The following is a 19,712-nucleotide window of genomic DNA, read 5'->3' as shown; positions in this document are numbered from 1 at the left end:
AAACCGCCGCGGCTCAGGCCGCTTTGGTCGACGGCAGCCGGGAAACGAGCCGCAACGAGACGGTCAGGCCTTCGAGCTGATAATGCGGACGCAGGTAGAACTTCGACGTGTAGTAGCCCGGATTGCCCTCCACTTCCTCGACCACGACTTCCGCCGCCGCGAGCGGCCGGCGCGACTTGGTCTCTTCCGACGAGTTGGCCGGGTCGCCGTCCACGTACTGAAGAATCCAGTCCTGCAGCCAGCGCTGCATGTCGTCCTTCTCCTTGAAGCTGCCGAGCTTGTCGCGCGCAATGCACTTGAGGTAGTGCGCGAAACGGCTGCAGGCGAACAGATAAGGCAGGCGCGCGGCGAGGTTGGCGTTCGCCGTGGCGTCCGGGTCTTCGTATTCGATCGGCTTGTTGAGCGACTGCGCGCCGATGAATGCCGCGATATCCGAATTCTTCTTGTGGACGAGCGGCATGAAGCCGTTCTTCGCCAGTTCGGCTTCGCGGCGGTCGCTGATGGCGATTTCCGTCGGGCACTTCATGTCGACGCCGCCGTCGTCGGTCGGAAACGCGTGGACCGGCAGATCCTCCACCACCCCGCCCGACTCGATGCCGCGAATGCGCGAGCACCATCCCCACGTCTTGAACGAGCGATTGATGTTCACGGCCATCGCGTAGGCCGCATTGGCCCACGCGTATTTCGACGCGTCCGCGCCCGCGGTGTCTTCCTCGAAATCGAACTGCTCCACGGGGCTCGTTTTCGCACCATAGGGCGTGCGCGCGAGAAAGCGCGGCATGGCGAGGCCGATATAGCGCGAGTCTTCGGAATCGCGCAGCGAGCGCCATGCGGCGTGCTCGGGCGTCTGGAAGATCTTCGTGAGATCGCGCGGATTCGCCAGCTCCTGCCACGAGTCCATCAGCATGACGGCGGGGTCCGCGCCGGCGATGAACGGCGCGTGCGCGGCAGCGGAAATCTTGCCCATCTGCGTGAGGAAATCGACGTCGGGGCCGCTGTTGTCGAAGTAGTAATCGGCTACCAATGCGCCGTAAGGCTCACCGCCGAACTGGCCGTACTCTTCCTCGTAAAGCCGCTTGAAGAGCGGGCTCTGGTCCCACGCCACGCCCTTGTACTTGCGCAGCGAGCGGTGCAGGTCGGCCTTCGAAATGTTCATCACGCGCAGTTTGAGGCTCTCGTCGCTCTCGGTGTTGGTGACGAGATAGTGCAGCCCGCGCCACGCGCTTTCGAGCTGCTGGAACGGCTCCGCATGCAGGATGACGTTGATCTGGGCGCTCAGCTTTTCGTCGATGCGCGCGATCAGCGCTTCGATGGTCGCGAGCGCATCGTCGGACACGCGGTGCGTGTCGAGCAGCGCCTGCTCCGCGAGCGTGCGCACGGCGCTTTCCACCGCTTCGCGCGCTTTCTCCGTGCGCGGGCGGAACGCCTTCTGCAAGAGCTGTTGAAACTCGCCTGATGGGCTCGGCGCGTCGGCTTCCTGCCTTTCCGGCTGCGCGAACGCGGATGGATCGAGTTGGGTGTCTGCCATCTTGGGTCCTTTATTCGGAGTCGGGCTCGCCCTGGGGGTTCGGCGCGGCGGCAAGCGCATTCATCAGCGCAGGGTCTTCGAGCAAGCGGGCGACGAGCTTTTCCGCGTCGGTCTTGCCGTCCATATAGGTCAGCAGATTCTGCAACTGGCTGCGCGTTTCGAGCAGCCTCGCGAGCGGCTCGACGTTGCGCGCGATCGCGGCGGGCTCGAAGTCGTCCATGCTCGCGAAAGTCATGTCCACGCCGATCTTGCCCTCGCCGGTCAACGTGTTGTCGACCTGCATAGCCACACGCGGCTTCATGGAGCGCAGCCGTTCGTCGAAGTTGTCGATGTCGATCTCCAGAAACTTACGTTCCGCAACGGACGGCAGCGCTTCCTGCGGCTGCCCCGAGAGATCGGACAGCACGCCCATCACAAAAGGCAAGTTGACCTTCCTTTCCGAGCCGTACACTTCCACGTCGTACTCGATCTGCACGCGCGGCGCCCGATTGCGCGCAATGAACTTCTGACTGCTCTCCTTGGCCATTTGACCGTTCTCCTGGTTGAACTGCGTTGCAGTGCGGCTTAGATCATTCCGCCGGCATTTCGACGGCAGCGGTACCGATCACCTGGGTAAGTTGCGCGAGTCCTTCCGGCGCGAGGTCCTTCAAAAGATCGACAAAGGACTTCTCGACGAGGCCGCGCGCCCTTTCGAGCAGCAACGGCACCGGGCTCGCAGGTTCGTGTTGCGCGTACCAGGCGCAGATCCGCTGCAGCGTGGCGGCCACGTCAGCGCGGCTGCCGATCGTGCTGGAGGATGCGTTGCCGATGGCGGCTGCTGGCGACGCGACACCGGGCTCGTCCGCTTGATGCATTTGCGCCTCGCCCGGGTGCACGCCCGTCGCGAGCAGCGACGATGCGCGCTCCAGCAACGCCTTCAACGAAGCAAAATCGAGCGATTGGGTAGCGCCTACGCGTTCGGCAAGCGTCGCTTCGATTGCGCGGACGCTGGCGTACGCGGCATCGAACGCCCTCTTCGCGCTGCGCGCGGCATCGGGCGACACGGCGATCGACGCGTCGATCGCCGTGAGGCTCATCATCGTGTGCCCTTCTGGCGCGACGGCTTCGCCATTCGCATACGACCACTCGCGCAGCGTGACCGGAGAACGGCCTTGCAGCAGCGGGCTATCCATGAGACCGGCGAGCACGCCGCCGGCCGCCGTCCACGCGGCAAGCGCGTTGATGCGGGCCGTCGCGTCGTCGCCGTCGCTGGCGTCGAGTTGCGGGTGCACGTGCTCCCAATGGCGCTCCAGTAGCGCGGCGGTCAAGACGAGGCCGTCCGCGAGACCGGTAATGCCCTCGCGAACCCAGCGCGCTCGCGCTAGATGCATCACCACGCGAAGGTCTCGCGTGCGGGCCATCAATGCGGTGCCAAGCGCATCGGCGGCTTCCCAGTCGGGCGCAACGGCGGCCACGAGCGTGTCTCCGTACTCGGCTTCGGGACGTCCGCTGACCGCTTCCTCGAGTTCGCGAAATTGCGCGTCATATTCGAGGTCCGGGCCGCACGGCTGCGCTTGCGTGAGAGGTTCGAGCCACTCGGTCCAGTCCTGATGCGTGATGAATTCGATGATCATGGCGCTTTGACTGTCTTAAATTCGCATTCCGAATTAATTGCGGTGTCTCTTTCCAGAGAGACCGTTCTATGATCTGTCTTTTTACTTATAAAAGATGTAAGTCGCGATATAGGGCGAGCTACCCGTCTCGTGCTCGACTGTGCACGGCGCGGCCGGCTTCACACCGCCCACCGTCCTGACCCGCTGCACGTAGCGCACGGCTGCGAGCATGCCCGGTGATCCGGCGGAGTGCGCCTCGAGCAGCAGTTGCGGCACGCTGCCGGGCGTCCCGCTGGGTTCCTGCGCGACGACCTTTCCCTCGATGCGGCTGCCATCGTGCGCCTGCCACGACGGGCCGGCCGAATGCTCGATCACCTCGGCGCCGTGCGCGTCGTAGAGCGTGGCGCGCGGCTGCCGGAACACCCAGTCGAGCGTGTGATCCGCACCGTACTCGCAGGCGTAGATCTGCACCCCCGCTGCGGTCGTTTTCAGGAACGGCTGTACGCCCGGCACATCGATCGATTCGGCTTGCGCGGAAGCCCCACTCATCATCGAAATGAGCCCAGCCCCAATCGCAATATGCTTCCCGCGTGAGAGGTGATTCATGGAGAAGCTCCTTTAGCCCAGCGGGTCGATCCAGTTCGATCCGCTCTTCCACAACAGCCCGGCGAGGAGAACTATTCCATTTGTTTTTTGCAGCCTGTCGCCGTGCATGGGAGGGAATATCTGGAAACGTTCAGCTGTTATGGCTGCATCCCGAATTGCACAAAGGTGAGCCATGAAAGCCCGCATGACGATTTCCAATCTTGCTGTGCCCGTCGAGCGGATCAAACCCATTGGCGGACGCTCTTCCACTGCCACCGCCGGTCATCAATTCGACCTGACGTTTCGCGCTGAGGTCAAGGCGCCCATGCTCGGCAAGCTCATGGCCGATGACATCGAATGCCCCAACTGGAGTGGAACGAGTGCATCGAATGGTTCAGGTTCGACACCGTGACGCAGCAATGGGAGTTCGAAGGCAAAGTCGAGAGAAACATGTATGCGCACAATCGGGAGTCGAATACCTTCAGGAATTGGCACAAGTCGCGCTATACGATCGCGACCGATGTGACCAATCATCCGCCCGCTGCGCTCATGGCCATGAAGCGCGAGGAGGATGCAAAGAAGTGGATCGCGCGCAATGGCTTCAGCTGGAATCTCCACATACGGGATGTTCCCCAAATGGGCGTCCTTGGCGGGTCGGGCGGCGGGGGTGGCTTGAGCCTCGTCACCGGGGATACGCGTCGCCGCGTCATCTATTTCGATCTGGGCTTCAAGGGGCAGCGGGAGCGCGCACGGCTAGTACAGATCCTGGAGACAAAGCAGGGTCGGCTCACGATTCATCACCTGATTCGCGGCGACATCGAGAAGAAGACCGTGGATGAACTCTCGAATCTCGAGCGTTGGCGCTTTCAGTTGCGCACGAGTCACGGTTAATGCCCGTCGGGCTCCGGGTTCTTTCGGGCGTTAGCCTTCCGTGGGAGCAGTGCCGGCTTTCTTGGGGGTGGTGCGGGTAAAAACTGAATACCAGCGGTGTTCATCTTTCGTCTTCCAGTTTTTCGGAGTGGGCACGCCGTTATCGTCTTTGTCCTTCGTGTAGACATCGAGCCACGCCTGCACGAATCCCAGAAGGTGTTTCTCGTACGGACGAGATATCTCGTACACGCCGGCGTTCGGGTCGAAAAAATAGAGCGTGCCTCCCCGGCTCTTGTAAAACGCAACGGCGTGCCCGGGACCACCGGCCTCCTGCTTCAAATCGAGCACGATTGCATTGCCCTTGGGCAACTGCTCCGCGGCTCCGGCAATCGTGGCGTCGTCCAAGCGCTCGGCTACGAAACTCTCCTGGGGGCGGCTTGTGCCAACATTCTGCGCGACATGCTTTACCTTGCGCGTTTTTTCTTCTGGCGTATATCCGCCCGGATCGAGCTCGAGTTCAGCGACCAACCGGTCAGCGGTCTTGTAGCGGTTGTAAGTTTCCTGATTCTTCGCACCCTCCAGCATGGTCGCTTCGTTGCGCGCCCCGCTCTTTCTGCCGCGTGGTTGCCCGGGCTCCTTGCCGATGAGTTTCCCCAGCGTGGAATCCGTGGGCGGGGAGATGCCGTTGCGAATGCGCGAAAGGGGATTGAGTGGATTTGAAAAATGCTTGACGGCCGAATTGCGCAGGGGACCATCAGGACGAAGCAGCCCGTTCGAAGTCGACAACTTCTCCTTGACCCAATTCAACACGACGCCCATGCACGCCCCGCCATCCATATCTGTCCCGTAGGTCTGCCTGACCTGACGATATGAATCGGCCTGAACGAATTTGTATTCGCGGTGAGCGTGCTTGTTCAGCGCGCTGAAATCCCTTGCCATGTCGAGTCCTTTCGGGCGATTGCCGACAATAGAGCAATGTGAAGCGACCTGTCTTCAATAACAGGTCACTTCCGGGATTATTCCGTGCGGGCGCGCGTGGCGGTACCTTCTGTGCGGCGTCGTGACGGCCAGCCATACTCGGCCGCCTGCCAGGCAAGCAGGCCTGGCAGGTAGAACATCAGATCGCGCACGCGTCTTGCGCCCGCGAGCGCAAGGCATGTCGGCGCATCGAACCCCAGCAGTCCGCCAATCACGACGAAGCCGCCCTCCTGCACACCAAGGCCGGCGGGCACCAGAAACGCGATGCTGCTCAGCATCTGGATCAGGGCCTCGATCACGAACGCCTGCACGAAGGTCGCGTCGGTGCCGAGCACGCGCAACGCGATCCAGATTTCGAGCGCGTAACCGAGGCATTGCAGCGTCTGCCAGACGAGCACGTAGCGCACGATCACGCCGGTCTGCCGCCAGATCAGCTTGAGGGATAAATCGACGCGCGCGGACTTGCCCACGAGATCGACGACCTTGCCGCTCGTCACGCGGTTGAGCGTGCGTGCCGCGCGCTCGAACGGCCGAGCGTGCTGCACGAGTGCGAACAGCACCAGCAGCGGGATGAAGCCCGCGAGGCCCCATGCGAGCCGCCCCACGATCCGCGCGGTGTCGGAAGAGGAATGTTCGAGCAGGTAGCCGGCTGCGAGCAACGCAAAGAGCACCTGGCTGATCAGCGTGAGTTGCATGTCGGCGATGAGGCTCGCCACCGCCGTGGCCGGCCGTACGCCCGCACGGCCAAGCAGCCGGAACGAGACGAGTTCCCCGCCCACGCGCGCCACCGGCAGCAAGCCGTTGATCGATTCGCGGATCCACACGAGTTTGAGCATCGTCGCGAACGACGGCCGCTGCGCCGCGCGAATCAGGCTGCGCCAGTCCCATGCATTCGCGCACATCGGCATGATATGCACGGCCGCCGCCAGCACGAGGCCCATGCCCGCCCCGCGCAACAGTTGCAGCACCGCTGCGGGATGCTCGCGCCATACGAGCCACACGGCGATCGCAAGACCGACCAGGGCGGCGATACGTCCCATGTGCTTCATCTGCGGGTGCTCTCTAGTGGATGCTCCCGTCTCATTGTGCCCCCCATCTACTGTGACGCTCAGGTCTCGTGGACTGGCGAAAGCATGCCATTCCTGTCGACGCGAAAGCGCGTGCCGCGCCAAACGACGCCAGACGAACAAAAGCTCGCGACATAGATCGCGAACTGGACCATTTCCCAAAGGGGTAAGCATAACAGTCCGCTGGACTTGTCGCCGGTCGCGCGATCGGTCCGCCAGATCAGCCACGCGCGCGCGCACAGCGCCATGGCGGCCAATATCCACGCGGGCGCCGAGCCGCCGGACAAGGCCACGGCAAGCATGGCGAGCGCGAACGGATGCATCAGCACGGCGCCCAGATGCCCCGAGCGGTCCGCCGCGCGAACAGTGCGGCTCCAGCGCAATTCGTGCGCAAAGAGCTTGGCGAACGTATTCTCCACACACGCGTGCCGCACCAGAATGGGCGGAATGGACACTTCCGCACCGGCGCGGCGCACGGCTTCACCGATCGCATGGTCTTCGGCGAGGTGATGCGCGAATTGCGCCAGACCGCCAATGCGGTCGAGCATTTCACGCGTCATGGCGATGGACTGGCCAAAGCACGGCCGCGCGCGCCCGATGGCGAGCCCCGTGACGACGCCGGGCAAGAAATGATAGTTGGTCAAGGCCGACGCGACGCGCGGCCAGAATCCGGGCGCGCACAGGCCCCGATAAACCGCGCTCACGAGGCCGACGCCGGGTTGCTGCAGTGCCCCGACCACCTGGCGCAGATAGTTCTTGTCGACGAGCACGTCGCTATCGGCAAAGCACAGCACGTCGTGCTCCGCCTGTTCGAGCATGTTCACGAGATTCGCGATCTTGCGGTTGGGACCGTATAGGCGCGAATCGGCGACGACCGTGATGTGTGCATCGGGATAACGTGTGCGTAGCCGCTCGATCGCATTGAGCGCTTCGTCACGCGCGTCGTGAACACCGAACAGATACTGGACTTCTCCAGGATAGTCCTGCTCGAAAAAGCTGGCAAGGTGCTCCTCGAGGTGCCATTCGTCGCCGTGCAGCGGCTTGGCGAGCGTGATGGCCGGGAAGTGCTGCGGCGTCGCCACTTCGCGCGCGAAGAAACGACCGACCAGCGCGCTCGCCGTGCAGGTATAGATAATGCCGACCACGGCGCAAAGACCGCTTAGGACCGCGAGCGATTCGAAGAGCAGGTGCGAAAAGCCAGGCAATTCGGCACGCATGACTTCGATTGCAGCAGAAGCGACCGCAAGCACCGTCACGGCCATCGCAACGATGGCGCCGGTTCGCCCCGTCGCATGCGCGCGGTCCATCATGCCTCGTGTGCGCGCAGGAAGCGGAAGAACTCCACGCCTTCGCGCAGACGCCGCTTCATCATGTCCCAGCTCGTGAGCATCTCGCGCACGATCTCCCAGATCTTCGACGGCCGGAAATAGAACTGGCGATAGAACTGTTCGAGGTGGTGATAGATCTCGTCGCGCGACAGATGTGAATAGCCGATCGCCGCCAGTTGCACGCCTTCCTTGCTCACCAGGTTGATGGTCTTGTTCTCTTCCATCCAGCCGTTTTCCACGGCCTGCTTGTACAGCGTCGTGCCCGGATAGGGCGCCGCCAGCGACACCTGAATCGTATGCGGATTGATTTCCTTCGCGTACTCGATCGTCTTCTTGATCGTGTCCTGCGTCTCGCCCGGCAGCCCCAGAATGAAGGTGCCGTGCACCTTGATGCCGAGCGTCTTGCAGTCGGCGCTGAAGCGGCGCGCGAAGTCCGTGCGCACGCCCTTCTTGATGTTCACGAGAATCTGGTCATCGCCCGATTCGAAGCCCACGAGCAACAGACGCAGGCCGTTTTCCTTCATGATCTTGAGCGTCTTGTACGGCACGTTCGCCTTCGCGTTGCACGACCACGTCATGCCGAGCTTGCCCAGACCGATGGCGATCGCTTCGGCGCGCGGCAGGTCGTCGGTGAAGGTGTCGTCGTCGAACATGAGCTCCTTGACTTCCGGCATGTTCTCGCGGATCCACTTCGCTTCCTCGAGCACGTTCTCGACCGAGCGCGTGCGGTAGACGTGGCCGCTCACGGTCTGCGGCCACAGGCAGAACGTGCAGCGCGACTTGCAGCCCCGGCCCGTGTAGATCGACACGTACGGGTAGTTCAGGTAGCCGATGAAGTAATTCTCGATCTTCAGGTCGCGCTTGTAGATCGGCGCGACGAACGGCAGCGAGTCCATGTCTTCCAGCACCGGACGCCCCGGGTTGTGCTCGATCGAGCCGTCCTTCGCGCGCCACGAAATGCCCTTGACCTCGGCCAGCGGCATGCCTTCGGCGATTTCCTTGCAGGTGAAGTCGAATTCCTCGCGGCAGACGAAATCGATCGCCTCGCTTGCCGTGAGCGAATTGTGCGGATCGACCTGCACCTTCGCGCCCACCAGACCGATGACGATCGACGGCTTGCGCTTCTTGAGGTCTTCGCAGAAGAGCGCGTCGGTCGGGAACGACGGCGTGCTCGTGTGGATGATGACGAGGTCGTATGCGGCTGCAATCTTCAGCGTTTCTTCCACGCCCAGGCCGTCGGCCGGCGCGTCGAGCACGCGGCTGTCGGGCACGAGGGCCGCGGGCTGCGCGAGCCAGGTGGGATACCAGAACGAGCGGATCTCGCGCTTTGCCTGGTAGCGCGAGCCCGCGCCACCGTCGAAGCCGTCATACGACGGGGCCTGCAGAAACAGCGTTTTCATATTCCTTGATTGTCCGCGCAGTATGGTGAAACCCGGTGAGCCATCTTCGAACCAGCGCCGCGCAATTCCCTCGAAATGGATTACGTAAAACCTTCGATTGCCATTCCGGTTCGCATGTTTGTTATCGAATTGAAGGACTAAGCGCCACGGGTCAACCCTAGGATATTAAGCCGAAAATCTGATGCTGACCTTAAGCGCTTTCCCTTCTTCCAACGTATTGAAACATGCCAAACCTCCAGTGTGACGCATTGATATGACAGTTTTCATCGCCCCGCACCGATTGATGTCGGTTGTGATGACAATCGATTACAAGCCATGCGCAAACCCGCCCTCTGGCATCCGGAAATCGCTCCAATCGGCCCGACCTATGCAAGTCATGTGCCATTTCGTGCAAGCGCCTTGCGTATTCCTCGGAAGGATTGGCCCGCAAGGTTTCATCTGCTTTGCATCGCCTCCGCCATATCGGACAAGTTTTCGCTGATCACCGACATCACGTAAAAACGCCTCACACAATCGGGTTACGATGCAGCAAACGGCGCGACTGCGGGTCCCCGCCGCGATTATGCGAGCGGTTCGGCGCAGCCAACGCTGCCCGGCAGGTCTGGACGACTGTCCGGGATTTCATGCAGACCAGGCACCCGTGGTGCGCTGCCTGCTCAACCAAGCGCCACCGCGAGCCGTCATTGTCCATGCGTATCCTCTTCGTCATCGGCAACCTGGGCGACTATCACGTCCCTCGCTACGAGGCACTCGTCAGCGCGGCCTCCAGTCGCGGCCACCAGGTGGCGCTGCTCGAGGTCTTTGCGCGCTCGGGCGTCTACGGCTTTCCTCAGGAACGCCGCGCGGCATTCTTCGCGAACCGCCCGCGCATGGCGGAAACGCTGGTCGAGAACGGCGCCGACAGCGACGGTCTCGGCGCGCGCGACACCGCGCGCCTGATTGCGAAGGTGCGCAACTTCGAGCCCGACGTGGTCATCACGCTCGGCTACAACACCGGCTATTCGGCGGTGCTCTGTTTCCTCAGACATCTCACGCGCCGCTTCAAGCTCATCTACATGTCGGATTCGAAGGCCGACGACGGACTGCGCCAGCGCACCAAGGAGCGGCTCAAGCGCTTTATCGTGAGCCGCTTCGACGGGGCGCTCGTCGCGGGCGAGAAGCATCGCCGTTACGCGCAATCGCTTGGCATACCGAAGGAGCGTTCCCGCATTGGTTTCGATGTGATCGACGTCGACTATTTTTCGGATCTCGCGCAGGCCGCGAGCGTCAACCCCGAGGCCGTGCGATCGCGCTTCGGCCTGCCGCAGCGCTATGTGCTGTGCGTAAGCCGCTTCGTCGCGCGCAAGAACGTCGACGTGCTGATCGACGCCTACCGCAAATCCGGGGTGTACAACGAAAATATCGGCCTCGTTCTGGTGGGTCAGGGTCCGCTCGAAGCGCAGCTGCGCGCGCGCATCGATTCGCTCGGCCTGACGTCTCATGTGACGATACTCAACTCACTCGCCAACCAGGAAATGCCGAATCTCTACGCGCTCGCGGAATTCGTCGTCCTCGCGAGCGAATTCGATCAATGGGGCCTGTGCGTGAACGAAGCGTTCGCGGCCGGGTGCCCTGCCATCGTCACGCGCACATGCGGCGTGGCTGGCGAAGTGGTGATCGACGGCGTGAACGGTTTCGTGGTCGAACCGCGCGACGTCTCGACACTAGCGCAGCGTATCGGCGAGCTGGGCGGCGAGCCCGCGCTGCGCGAACGTTTCGCTGCCGGCGCGCAAAGCACGATCCGGCGCTGGACCCCGTTGCTCTTCGCCTCGAGCGCGCTGGAACTTGCCGAGGTCACGACCCGTCGCGCAAGCGATCCCGCGCGGCACGAACTCGTGTAGCGTGCGATATCGCTCGCCACACGACGCCCCCGCCGTCTATAGATTGGGGGCGAACACGCGCCCGGGCGCAATTTTCCGTTTAAGCGTACGCATCAGCAAATACACCGTGCCGTGGCGCTCGACGCCCAGCCGCTGCGTGAGCGTCGCGCCGAATCCGTTGAGGAAGTTGAATGTCGACGGGCTCGAAAAGCCGTCGAAGTCGAACGTGAGCCTGCGCTCCAGCGCGCGGCCAATGCCGCTCCACAGCAGCAGGCTGATCGAGCCGCTATGCGCGTCCTGCGCGCGCGATGACAACAGGTAATACATTGCCTGATGGTCCCAGACGAGGCCGACCGCCGCCACGAGCTTCCCGCCTTGCCCATAGGCGCCGAGCAGCATCCCGGCCTTGCGCTCGACGAACGCGTTGACGAGGTCGCGCATGACCGCATCCCCATAAGCGTTGGTACGCGAACGCGCCGCGAGATTCGCGTCGTAGAACGCGATGAACTCGGCGGGCTCGATATCCGGCACGACGGTCAATTCACGGGAGGCGCTGCGGATCACGTTGCGTGTCTTGCTGTTCAGACGCTTCCATGCTTCGTCGGCCGACGTGTTCCGGTCGATGCGAAACGTGTAGCGCGCCGTCACCGTAAAGCCATGCAGCGCGAACGCGAGGGCGTCGTCGATGCGCGGGTCGAGCACCTGAAAAAAGCTGTCGCAGTCGGGCAATTGCTCGATCAGCTTGCCGGTGACGTCGAGTTCATGATGCAGTTGGCGAGCCTCGCTGCCCGTCACGGACTTGATGACCGGCCCGAGCGTTCGCGTGAGCGGCGGCAGGTGCGAGACACGCCACAGTCGCGTGCGTTGCATCGCGTACGGCATCTCGCCAATGACCTCGTCGTCCTGCTTCACCACCGCAAGCTTCCAGTCGCCTTGCGTGGCGATGTCGAGCCACCAGCGCTCATGAAAGATCGAAGGCGCCGCGCGTACCGGCACCGGCGTAACAGTAGCAGCCGGCGCCTCGAAAACGGGCAACGTCCGGTCGTTTATGGTCGTCATCGATCACCGGTATATTCTGACTGCAAGCGCCGCGGGATCACACATGCGCTCCACCTCCCCCAGCACCCACGCTCCTCAATGACTTCTCGTCGACGTCGCAACGGCATGTACTCAATGTGACAGTTTACGTGGCTGGTGGTTTTGTCCCTTCCGGGTCCTGCAAGACTACATGCGAAACCACGCTTCGGGCGCTCATGTTTTCGTTTCCGGGGTCACCTGCTCGCGCCGCCATGGATTGCGACGCTCCATGGCGGCGAACTGCCATTTCGTACGTCGCCTTCAGTCTACGAATAGCCACCTGCCTATTTACGCCAAAACCAAGACGCATGCGGATAGGTTATCCCCCTGGTCAATTTTCGTCCGATCATACTGTTCGATTTCGCAATGCAGCAATGCACGAACCTGGTAAACGTTTGCACACCGATTGCTCAACGAGAACGATTCGCGATCAGGTAATTTAGTTAGGAATGCGTTCGACTAGATCAATACCCGCCGTCATCGCTCAAGCCAATGGTTGCGTCGACATCGCTCGCGTGAGCCCGTGCATGGGGCGGCGCACCGCCACATCGAACGGGTTCGTTTGCGGCCCGATGATTTCGGCCTGCCGCTTGAGCAGTTCTACGATCGTCGGCAACCGGTCTTCCGTGAGACGAGCAGCCAGCGTGCCCACGCTCAGTGCGCCCACGGCGCAGCCGTTCTGGTCCAGAATCGGCACAGCCACGCCCGCCATGCCCTCGAGCACGCCGGTGTTGCGCCCCGCGTAGCCGAGCTTGCGCACGCGCTCGATCTCCGTGCGCAAATACACCTCGTCCAGCACGCCGTAACTGCGCAAGCGCGGCACGTTGAACCGAATGATTTCTTCCCGCTCGGCCTCGGGCTGGAACGCGAGAATGGCGAGACTGCCCTGGCCCACGCCCAGCGCTACGCGCCCGCCGATATCGCCCGTGAACGAGCGGATCGGAAACGGGCCTTCGCACATGTCGAGGCACACCGCGTCGAAGCTACTCTTCACGAGCAGGAAAATAGTGTCGCCAAGGCTTGCGCACAGGCGCAGCAATGCAGGCCGGCATAGCGTGCGCATTCCGCTGGGATTACCGGCCTGCGCCGCGAGCGCAAAAAAATCCACGCTCAGCCGATAACGCCTCGTGCCTTCGTCCTGCTCGACCACGCCTTCGGCGATCAGCCCCTGCAGCAGTCGATGCACAGTAGCCTGGGTCAGGCCCACGGCCTTGGCGAGCGCGGTCACGCGACTGCCTTCCGCCTGACTTGCCCCCAGCGCGCGGATCACCGCAAATGCGCGCTGCAACACGCTCGCGCCACGTGCGTCGTCGGCCGGCGTTCCACTTTTCTCTTCCCCTGACGTCATAACGATCTCGGTTGATTCCATAGAGCGGAATATCCGCCAAAAGCTGGCTGAATTGGCGCGCGGCCCAAAAGATTGGACCACCAAACGTCATCGCGCTTGCATCCGGGCTTGTTCAGGGATTTCCCGAAGTTCACCGGATGAAACAATCGGCCAGCAAGCCGCATCCACATTCCATCAAACGGAATATAAGTCAGATTCCTATCGCTTGATGGAATTTTAAATTGACGACTAAAAATTTGGCTAGCTACAGTCGGTTCAACGCCCTGCACCTTGATTCGCCCAGCGGGTGCCGGCGCAACCCAAGCACTGGAAGGCCACACCATGTCGTTCCTCACCCTGACCGATGTATCGAAATCGTTCGGCGACCTGCAGGCGGTCGCGGGCGTCAATTTGTCGGTGGAAAAAGGCGAGTTCGTCTCACTGCTCGGCCCCTCGGGCTGCGGAAAGACCACGACGCTGCAGATGATCGCCGGCTTCGTGGAAACCACGCGCGGGCGCATCACGCTCGACGGGCGTGACATCACGCACATGCCGCCGAACAAGCGCGGCCTCGGCATCGTATTCCAGAGCTATGCGCTCTTTCCGCACATGAGCGTGGAGCAGAACGTGAGCTTCGGCCTCGAAATGCGCGGTGTGGATAAAGCCGAGCGTCGGGACCGCACTCGCGAGGCGCTCGCGCTCGTGCGCCTCGACGCCTACGCGCAGCGTTTTCCGCGCGAGCTTTCGGGCGGCCAGCGCCAGCGCGTGGCAATTGCGCGCGCCATTGTGATCGCGCCGCCCGTGCTGCTGCTCGACGAGCCGATGTCCAATCTCGACGCCAAACTGCGCGAAGACATGCAGTTCGAACTGCGCGCCATTCAGCGCAAGATCGGCACGACCACGCTGATGGTCACGCACGATCAGTCCGAAGCGCTGTCGATCAGCGACCGCGTGGTCGTGATGGAAAGCGGCCGCATCACCCAGGTCGACACGCCTTATCGCGCGTACGAGCGGCCCGAAAACGACTTCGTCTCGCAGTTCATCGGCAAGGCCAACATGCTCGCGGGCCGCATCGTCGCGCGCGAAGGCGATACGATCCGCGTGGATCTCGGCCACGATCTCGCCGAAACGGGCTCGACGGCGCAACTCCCCGAACGCGGCCGCGCGGTGGGTGTCGGCGACGCGATCACGCTGTGCATCCGCCCCGAAAAGCTCAAGCTCTGCGCGAGCGGTTCGGGCCGGCTCGCCGGGCGCGTGACGAGCCGCTTCTTCCTCGGCAGCCAGTGGCTCTACCGGCTCGACAGCCGCGCGGGCGAAATGCTCGTGTGCTGCCAGAACGAGGGCAATGAGCCGCTTGCCGAAGGCGACCAGGTGGGCATCGACTGGCATAGCGACGCGATCCGCTTCATCCATCGGGAGGGCGCCCGTGTCTAGCACGCTCCGCGCTTCGCAGCCAGCCCCGCACGCCACGGTGCGCGCGGGCTGGCAGGCTTACGTGCCGCTCTGGCTCATGAGCGCGCCCGCGCTGCTGCTGTTCGCCGCGCTCGTGCTCGTGCCGCTCGCCATGACCTTCGCGCTCACGTTCTACCGTTTCGATCCGATGAGCGGCCCCATCGCCGCATTCGATCTGCACAACTACGTAGAGGTGCTAGGCTCGTCGTACTTTCACACGATCTTCCTGCGTACCTTCGGCATTGCCGCGCTCACCACGCTGCTGTGCGTCGTGATCGGCACGCCGGAGGCGTACATCCTCTCGCGCATGCGCGACCCGTGGCGCTCGCTCTTCCTGCTCGTGATCCTCGCGCCGCTGCTGGTTTCCGTGGTGGTGCGCGCGTTCGGCTGGAGCATGCTGCTCAACATGAACGGTCTCGTGAACCAGTTCTTCGCTCTGTTCGGCGCGGGCCCCTTCAAGCTCGAATACACGACCTTCGCGATCGTCATTGCGCTCGTGCACGTGATGCTGCCGTTCATGGTGATTCCGGTGTGGACCGCGCTGCAAAGGCTCGATCCGCAAACCGGGAACGCGGCGCTGTCGCTGATGGCGTCGCCTTTCACCACCCTGCGCCGCATCGTGCTGCCGCAACTCATGCCGGGCATTCTCTCGGGCAGCCTCATGGTGTTCGGCCTGTCGGCGAGCGCCTTCGCGATTCCTGGCCTGCTGGGCGGCCGGCGCCTGAAGGTGGCGGCCACCGCCGTGTACGACCAGTTCCTCAGCTCGATGAACTGGCCGCTCGGCGCGACCATCGCCGTGCTGCTGCTCGTCGCCAATCTCGTGGTGATGCTCACCTACTACCGCGTGCTCGAACGGCGCTACGCGCGCAGCATGGGCTAAGGCCCCAGGACACAACATCATGCGCAAAAACGGACCGCTCGCCCTTACGTTCCATAGCTTCGTCATTCTGTTCGTGCTGGCGCCGCTCGTCATCGTCATTCTCGTGGCATTCACGCCCGACGAAACCTTGACGCTCCCCACGCACGGCCTGTCGCTGCGCTGGTTCCGCGCGATCCTCGACTACCCCGACTTCATCACCGCGTTCTTCAACAGCCTCAAGCTCGCGTTCGCCTCGGCCACGCTCTCGCTCGTCATCGCGTTGCCCGCGGGACTCGCCATTGGCCGTGCGCGCTTTCCGGGCCGCGGCTTTCTCAACGCGCTGCTGCTTTCGCCGCTCGTGATTCCGGGGCTCGTGCTGGGCATCGCGCTGCTGCGCTTTTTCGCGCTGCTCGGCGCGACCGGCTCGTTCGCGTGGCTGATCCTCGCACACATGATCATCATCACGCCGTTCGTCATGCGGCTCGTGCTCGCCTCGGTGAGCGGCCTCGACCGCAGCATCGAGCATGCAGCCGCGTCGCTCGGTGCGAACGCGTGGACCACCTTCCGCCGCGTCACGCTGCCGATGATCGTGCCCGGCATCACGGGCGGCTGGCTGCTCGCGTTCATCAACAGCTTCGATGAACTGACGATGTCGATCTTCGTGACCTCGCCGCAAACCGTCACGCTGCCCGTGCGCATGTATATGTATGCGACCGAGTCGATCGACCCGATGATGGCCTCCGTTTCCGCGCTCGTCATTTTCATCACGGCGGGTGCGATGTTCCTGCTCGACCGCGTATACGGGCTCAACCGCATTCTGATCGGGCAGCACTGAACGCCGCCCGCCTCTTTCGATTCCTGCTGCCGCGCCACCGACCTTCCATGAGCACCGCCACGCCGCTTCCCCTTGCCCAGTTCGTCCGCGTTGCCGAAACCGCGCGCGCGAGCGTTTCCTTCGTTTTAGACGGCGTCGAAGTCAAGGCGCTCGCGGGGGATACGCTGCTCACCGCGATCCTCACGCATCAGCGGCACGTGCGCCGCAGCGAGTTCAGCACGGAACCGCGCGCGGGCTTCTGCCTGATCGGCGCTTGCCAGGACTGCTGGGTGCGCTGCGAAGACGGCACGCGCCTGCGCGCCTGCTCCACGCCGTTGCGCGAAGGCATGCGTGTGGTGACGCGCACTGGTTCGGATACCAAAATTTATGGCGGAGGTGCGCGATGAGCGCGACCGGGCCCGACCGCATCGTCATCGTCGGCGCAGGACCGGCCGGCATTCGCGCCGCGCAAACGCTCGTGGCCGCGGGACTGCGCCCCACCGTCATCGACGAAAACGCGCGCTGGGGCGGCCAGATTTATCGCCAGCCCGCTAACGGTGCAGGCTTTTCGCGCACGAAAACCGCGCTCTACGGCTTCGAGGCGAAGAAAGCCGATGCGGTCCATCGCACCATGGCCGACATGCTCCCGAAAATCGACTATCGGCCCGACACGCTGGCCTGGTCGTGCGAGCCGGGCCGGCTCGACACCCTGCGCGCGGGCCGCGAATCGAGCGTGCCGTGGTCGCATCTGATCATCGCGAGCGGCGCCACCGACCGCATCGTGCCGCTGCCCGGCTGGACGTTGCCAGGCGCCTATACACTCGGCGGCGCCCAGGTCGCGCTGAAGGCGCAGGGCTGCGCAATTGGCCAGCGCACCGTGTTCGCCGGCACCGGGCCGCTGCTCTACCTCGTCGCGTATCAGTATGCGAAAGCGGGCGCGCAAGTAGCCGCCGTGCTCGACACGAGCCCGTTTGGGCGCCAGGCCGCCGCCGCGCCGAAGCTGCTCAACCAGCCGGGCACCTTCGCCAGGGGCGTTTATTACGTCGCGTGGCTCAAGGCGCATGGCGTGCGCATGGAGCATGGCGTCTCGCTCGAGGCCATCGAAGGCGACGCGGCGGTGCAATACGTCCGCTGGCGCGCGGCCGACGGCAAGGAGCACGCCATCGCCTCCGATGCGATCGGCCTCGGCTACGGCTTGCGGCCCGAAACCCAGCTCGCCGATCTCGCGGGCTGCCGCTTCGCCTTCGACGACCTCAACCGCTGCTGGCTGCCCGAACGCGATGCGGCGGGCCGCAGCTCTGTGCCGGGCGTCTATCTGGCCGGCGACGGCGCCGGTATCGCAGGCGCCGATGCCGCCGAACTCGCGGGCAGCCGCGCCGCACTCGCGATGCTCGAAGATATCGGCATCGAAGCGCCACAGCACGATGCTGCTTTGCCTGATGTGGCAACGATCGAGAAGCGTCTCGAACGGATCGCGCGCTTTCGCGTTGGCATCGAGCAGGCATTTGCCCCGCCGGCCAACTGCGCCGCCAACTGGCCCGACGACCTGACCATCTGCCGCTGCGAGGAAGTCGATGCCGGCACGCTGCGTAGTTGTATCCGCGACGGTTTCGCCAGCGAAGTCAACCGCCTGAAGGCGCTCACGCGTATCGGCATGGGGCGCTGCCAGGGGCGCATGTGCGGTGAATCCGCCATGGCGCTACTGAGCGTGGAGACCGGCAAGCCGCTGCACGAGGTGGGCCGCTTACGCAGCCAGGCGCCGATCAAGCCGATTCCCATTTCACCGATGCTGTTCGACGACGGCGTGCAAGTCATCGAAGAGGAAGCCCACGATGAGTGACACGCGCCACTTCCAGGTTGTGATTGCGGGTGGCGGGCTCGTCGGCGCATCGGCGGCGCTCGCACTCGCGCGCAAGGGGGTAAGCGTCGGCTTGTTCGAGCGGCGCTTTTGCGGCGCGCAGGCGAGCGGCGTGAACTACGGCGGCGTGCGCACCCACGGACGCAGCGCCGAGCAACTGCCGCTTGCGGTGCGCGCCCGGCGCGTATGGAGCCGCTTGCCCGAACTGATCGGCAGCGACGGCGAATTCGTCGTGTCGGGGCACTTGCGCCTCGCGCGCCGCGACAGCGATCTCGACGCGCTTCACGCGTGGTCCGCCATGGCGCGCGATTTCGGCGTGGAGTCGGTCGTCATGAGCGGCGAAGCGTTTCGGCGCCGCTACCCGTGGCTCGGCAAAACCGCCATTGGCGGGGCACTTTGCGCGAGCGACGGCCACGCGAATCCGCGTCTCGTCTCGCCCGGCTTCGCGGCGGCGGCGCGGCGCGCGGGCGCGCACGTGCAGGAGCAGACCGCGCTCGCCGACCTGAGCTTCGACGGCCGGCGTTTCCAGATGCGCGCGGGCCACGAGCGCATCAGCGCGGACTGGCTGATCAACTCGTCGGGCGCCTGGGCCAATACGGTGGCGGGCGCGTTCGGCGAAACCGTGCCGATGAAGCCGATCTACCCCAACATGTGGGTGACGGAGCCGCTGCCGCGCTTTATCCAGCACAACCTGGGCGTCTACGGCGGCGGCGTCTACGCGCGCCAGGTCGAGCGCGGCAACTGCGTGATCGGCGGCGGACGCGGGCACGGCGACGGCGAGTACGCACAGCCGTCCACCGCCACCACGCGCGCCGTCATGCGCGACGCCTGCGCGCTGCTGCCCGGCCTGCGCGACGCGCTGCTCATCCGCACGTGGAGCGGCGTGGAAGGCGAAACACCGGACAGCAACCCGATCATCGGTTTCAGCAACACCACGCCGCGCCTCGTGCACGCTTTCGGCTTTTCCGGCGGCGGCTTCCTGCTGGCGCCGGGCGTAGGCGAAGTCCTCGCCGAACTCGTCACAGAAGGCACGACGAGCACGCCCATCGAGGCGTTCGCTATCGGCCGCTTCACGCAGTCTTCCGTTCATGCCGCTCTCCCAATCAAATAAGGAGTCC

19 protein-coding genes are annotated in these 19,712 nt (G+C 63.8%); 9 read left to right on the top strand and 10 right to left on the bottom strand.

From position 1 onward, the window contains the following. Positions 1-13 precede the first annotated feature (13 nt). From tssC to AB4Y36_RS16370, 4 genes are all read right to left on the bottom strand, one after another. Positions 14-1,528, bottom strand: coding sequence for a type VI secretion system contractile sheath large subunit (tssC, locus tag AB4Y36_RS16385; protein ID WP_368683552.1), 1,515 nt, complete (start codon positions 1,526-1,528; stop codon positions 14-16). 10 nt (positions 1,529-1,538) lie between these two features. Then, entirely contained in the window at positions 1,539-2,054 is a 516-nt protein-coding gene (tssB, locus tag AB4Y36_RS16380) for a type VI secretion system contractile sheath small subunit (RefSeq protein WP_368606368.1), read from the bottom strand. A gap of 43 nt (positions 2,055-2,097) precedes the next feature. Further along, positions 2,098-3,141 (bottom strand): type VI secretion system protein TssA, encoded by a 1,044-nt coding sequence (tssA, locus tag AB4Y36_RS16375; RefSeq protein WP_368683551.1) that lies wholly within the window; start codon positions 3,139-3,141, stop codon positions 2,098-2,100. An 81-nt stretch (positions 3,142-3,222) separates the two neighbouring features. Continuing rightward, the gene (locus tag AB4Y36_RS16370) at positions 3,223-3,726 is read right to left on the bottom strand and encodes a DUF3455 domain-containing protein (RefSeq protein ID WP_368617299.1); all 504 of its coding nucleotides are present in this window, start codon (positions 3,724-3,726) and stop codon (positions 3,223-3,225) included. 184 nt (positions 3,727-3,910) lie between these two features. On the opposite strand from AB4Y36_RS16370, the gene AB4Y36_RS16365 reads away from it, so the two are divergent. After that, the gene (locus tag AB4Y36_RS16365) at positions 3,911-4,117 is read left to right on the top strand and encodes a hypothetical protein (RefSeq protein ID WP_368683550.1); all 207 of its coding nucleotides are present in this window, start codon (positions 3,911-3,913) and stop codon (positions 4,115-4,117) included. Continuing rightward, positions 4,063-4,596, top strand: coding sequence for a hypothetical protein (locus AB4Y36_RS16360; RefSeq protein ID WP_368683549.1), 534 nt, complete (start codon positions 4,063-4,065; stop codon positions 4,594-4,596). The genes AB4Y36_RS16365 and AB4Y36_RS16360 overlap by 55 nt, the downstream gene beginning before the upstream one ends. A gap of 30 nt (positions 4,597-4,626) precedes the next feature. Here the strand turns inward: AB4Y36_RS16360 and AB4Y36_RS16355 are convergent, their stop codons facing one another. The 4 genes from AB4Y36_RS16355 to hpnJ all read right to left on the bottom strand — a co-directional run bounded on the left by AB4Y36_RS16355 (position 4,627) and on the right by hpnJ (position 9,348). Further along, entirely contained in the window at positions 4,627-5,514 is an 888-nt protein-coding gene (locus AB4Y36_RS16355; RefSeq protein WP_368683548.1) for a YopT-type cysteine protease domain-containing protein, read from the bottom strand. A 77-nt stretch (positions 5,515-5,591) separates the two neighbouring features. Further along, positions 5,592-6,602, bottom strand: a complete 1,011-nt coding sequence (locus tag AB4Y36_RS16350; protein WP_069268857.1) for a lysylphosphatidylglycerol synthase domain-containing protein — start codon at positions 6,600-6,602, stop codon at positions 5,592-5,594. Positions 6,603-6,661: 59 nt separating this feature from the next. Next, positions 6,662-7,837 carry a bacteriohopanetetrol glucosamine biosynthesis glycosyltransferase HpnI gene (gene hpnI / locus AB4Y36_RS16345; protein ID WP_368683572.1) on the bottom strand — a complete coding sequence of 392 codons (1,176 nt, stop codon included), beginning with the start codon at positions 7,835-7,837 and terminating at the stop codon, positions 6,662-6,664. Positions 7,838-7,926: 89 nt separating this feature from the next. After that, positions 7,927-9,348, bottom strand: coding sequence for a hopanoid biosynthesis associated radical SAM protein HpnJ (gene hpnJ / locus AB4Y36_RS16340; protein ID WP_342945568.1), 1,422 nt, complete (start codon positions 9,346-9,348; stop codon positions 7,927-7,929). Between the two features lie 689 nt (positions 9,349-10,037). Between hpnJ and AB4Y36_RS16335 the strand changes: the two genes are divergently transcribed. Beyond that, positions 10,038-11,228 carry a glycosyltransferase family 4 protein gene (locus AB4Y36_RS16335; protein ID WP_069269081.1) on the top strand — a complete coding sequence of 397 codons (1,191 nt, stop codon included), beginning with the start codon at positions 10,038-10,040 and terminating at the stop codon, positions 11,226-11,228. A gap of 36 nt (positions 11,229-11,264) precedes the next feature. Here the strand turns inward: AB4Y36_RS16335 and AB4Y36_RS16330 are convergent, their stop codons facing one another. Together AB4Y36_RS16330 and AB4Y36_RS16325 are read right to left on the bottom strand one after the other, a co-directional pair. Further along, positions 11,265-12,266 (bottom strand): GNAT family N-acetyltransferase, encoded by a 1,002-nt coding sequence (locus AB4Y36_RS16330; RefSeq protein WP_342947478.1) that lies wholly within the window; start codon positions 12,264-12,266, stop codon positions 11,265-11,267. Positions 12,267-12,768: 502 nt separating this feature from the next. After that, positions 12,769-13,632 carry an IclR family transcriptional regulator gene (locus AB4Y36_RS16325; protein ID WP_368683547.1) on the bottom strand — a complete coding sequence of 288 codons (864 nt, stop codon included), beginning with the start codon at positions 13,630-13,632 and terminating at the stop codon, positions 12,769-12,771. A 321-nt stretch (positions 13,633-13,953) separates the two neighbouring features. Here AB4Y36_RS16325 and AB4Y36_RS16320 point away from each other — a divergent pair, with 321 nt between their 5' ends. From AB4Y36_RS16320 to AB4Y36_RS16295, 6 genes are read left to right on the top strand one after another with little or no spacing between them, the layout of a single operon-like run. Further along, positions 13,954-15,045, top strand: a complete 1,092-nt coding sequence (locus tag AB4Y36_RS16320) for an ABC transporter ATP-binding protein (RefSeq protein WP_368683546.1) — start codon at positions 13,954-13,956, stop codon at positions 15,043-15,045. Beyond that, positions 15,038-15,943, top strand: coding sequence for an ABC transporter permease (locus AB4Y36_RS16315; protein ID WP_368683545.1), 906 nt, complete (start codon positions 15,038-15,040; stop codon positions 15,941-15,943). The genes AB4Y36_RS16320 and AB4Y36_RS16315 overlap by 8 nt, the downstream gene beginning before the upstream one ends. 19 nt (positions 15,944-15,962) lie before the next feature. Further along, a complete protein-coding gene (locus AB4Y36_RS16310; protein WP_368683544.1) occupies positions 15,963-16,757 on the top strand; it encodes an ABC transporter permease in 795 nt (264 codons plus the stop codon). A 47-nt stretch (positions 16,758-16,804) separates the two neighbouring features. After that, positions 16,805-17,143 carry a (2Fe-2S)-binding protein gene (locus AB4Y36_RS16305; RefSeq protein ID WP_342947474.1) on the top strand — a complete coding sequence of 113 codons (339 nt, stop codon included), beginning with the start codon at positions 16,805-16,807 and terminating at the stop codon, positions 17,141-17,143. Beyond that, positions 17,140-18,576 carry an FAD-dependent oxidoreductase gene (locus tag AB4Y36_RS16300; protein ID WP_368683543.1) on the top strand — a complete coding sequence of 479 codons (1,437 nt, stop codon included), beginning with the start codon at positions 17,140-17,142 and terminating at the stop codon, positions 18,574-18,576. Before AB4Y36_RS16305 ends, AB4Y36_RS16300 begins: the two co-directional genes overlap by 4 nt. After that, complete coding sequence (locus AB4Y36_RS16295) at positions 18,569-19,705, top strand: NAD(P)/FAD-dependent oxidoreductase (protein WP_368683542.1); 1,137 nt, start codon at positions 18,569-18,571, stop codon at positions 19,703-19,705. Before AB4Y36_RS16300 ends, AB4Y36_RS16295 begins: the two co-directional genes overlap by 8 nt. Positions 19,706-19,712: the final 7 nt, after the last annotated feature.

The organism is Paraburkholderia sp. BR10936 (genome assembly GCF_040965735.1).
GTDB classification, from domain to species: Bacteria; Pseudomonadota; Gammaproteobacteria; order Burkholderiales; family Burkholderiaceae; genus Paraburkholderia; species Paraburkholderia nodosa_A.
This window is presented reverse-complemented; position numbering and strand designations above follow the sequence as displayed.

Coding starts and splice junctions, on each gene's coding strand:
- tssC (WP_368683552.1), bottom strand. CDS start 1,528: ATGGCAGACACCCAACTCGATCCATCCGCGTTCGCGCAGCCGGAAAGG.
- tssB (WP_368606368.1), bottom strand. CDS start 2,054: ATGGCCAAGGAGAGCAGTCAGAAGTTCATTGCGCGCAATCGGGCGCCG.
- tssA (WP_368683551.1), bottom strand. CDS start 3,141: ATGATCATCGAATTCATCACGCATCAGGACTGGACCGAGTGGCTCGAA.
- AB4Y36_RS16370 (WP_368617299.1), bottom strand. CDS start 3,726: ATGAATCACCTCTCACGCGGGAAGCATATTGCGATTGGGGCTGGGCTC.
- AB4Y36_RS16365 (WP_368683550.1), top strand. CDS start 3,911: ATGACGATTTCCAATCTTGCTGTGCCCGTCGAGCGGATCAAACCCATT.
- AB4Y36_RS16360 (WP_368683549.1), top strand. CDS start 4,063: ATGCCCCAACTGGAGTGGAACGAGTGCATCGAATGGTTCAGGTTCGAC.
- AB4Y36_RS16355 (WP_368683548.1), bottom strand. CDS start 5,514: ATGGCAAGGGATTTCAGCGCGCTGAACAAGCACGCTCACCGCGAATAC.
- AB4Y36_RS16350 (WP_069268857.1), bottom strand. CDS start 6,602: ATGAAGCACATGGGACGTATCGCCGCCCTGGTCGGTCTTGCGATCGCC.
- hpnI (WP_368683572.1), bottom strand. CDS start 7,837: ATGCGTGCCGAATTGCCTGGCTTTTCGCACCTGCTCTTCGAATCGCTC.
- hpnJ (WP_342945568.1), bottom strand. CDS start 9,348: ATGAAAACGCTGTTTCTGCAGGCCCCGTCGTATGACGGCTTCGACGGT.
- AB4Y36_RS16335 (WP_069269081.1), top strand. CDS start 10,038: ATGCGTATCCTCTTCGTCATCGGCAACCTGGGCGACTATCACGTCCCT.
- AB4Y36_RS16330 (WP_342947478.1), bottom strand. CDS start 12,266: ATGACGACCATAAACGACCGGACGTTGCCCGTTTTCGAGGCGCCGGCT.
- AB4Y36_RS16325 (WP_368683547.1), bottom strand. CDS start 13,632: ATGACGTCAGGGGAAGAGAAAAGTGGAACGCCGGCCGACGACGCACGT.
- AB4Y36_RS16320 (WP_368683546.1), top strand. CDS start 13,954: ATGTCGTTCCTCACCCTGACCGATGTATCGAAATCGTTCGGCGACCTG.
- AB4Y36_RS16310 (WP_368683544.1), top strand. CDS start 15,963: ATGCGCAAAAACGGACCGCTCGCCCTTACGTTCCATAGCTTCGTCATT.
- AB4Y36_RS16305 (WP_342947474.1), top strand. CDS start 16,805: ATGAGCACCGCCACGCCGCTTCCCCTTGCCCAGTTCGTCCGCGTTGCC.
- AB4Y36_RS16300 (WP_368683543.1), top strand. CDS start 17,140: ATGAGCGCGACCGGGCCCGACCGCATCGTCATCGTCGGCGCAGGACCG.
- AB4Y36_RS16295 (WP_368683542.1), top strand. CDS start 18,569: ATGAGTGACACGCGCCACTTCCAGGTTGTGATTGCGGGTGGCGGGCTC.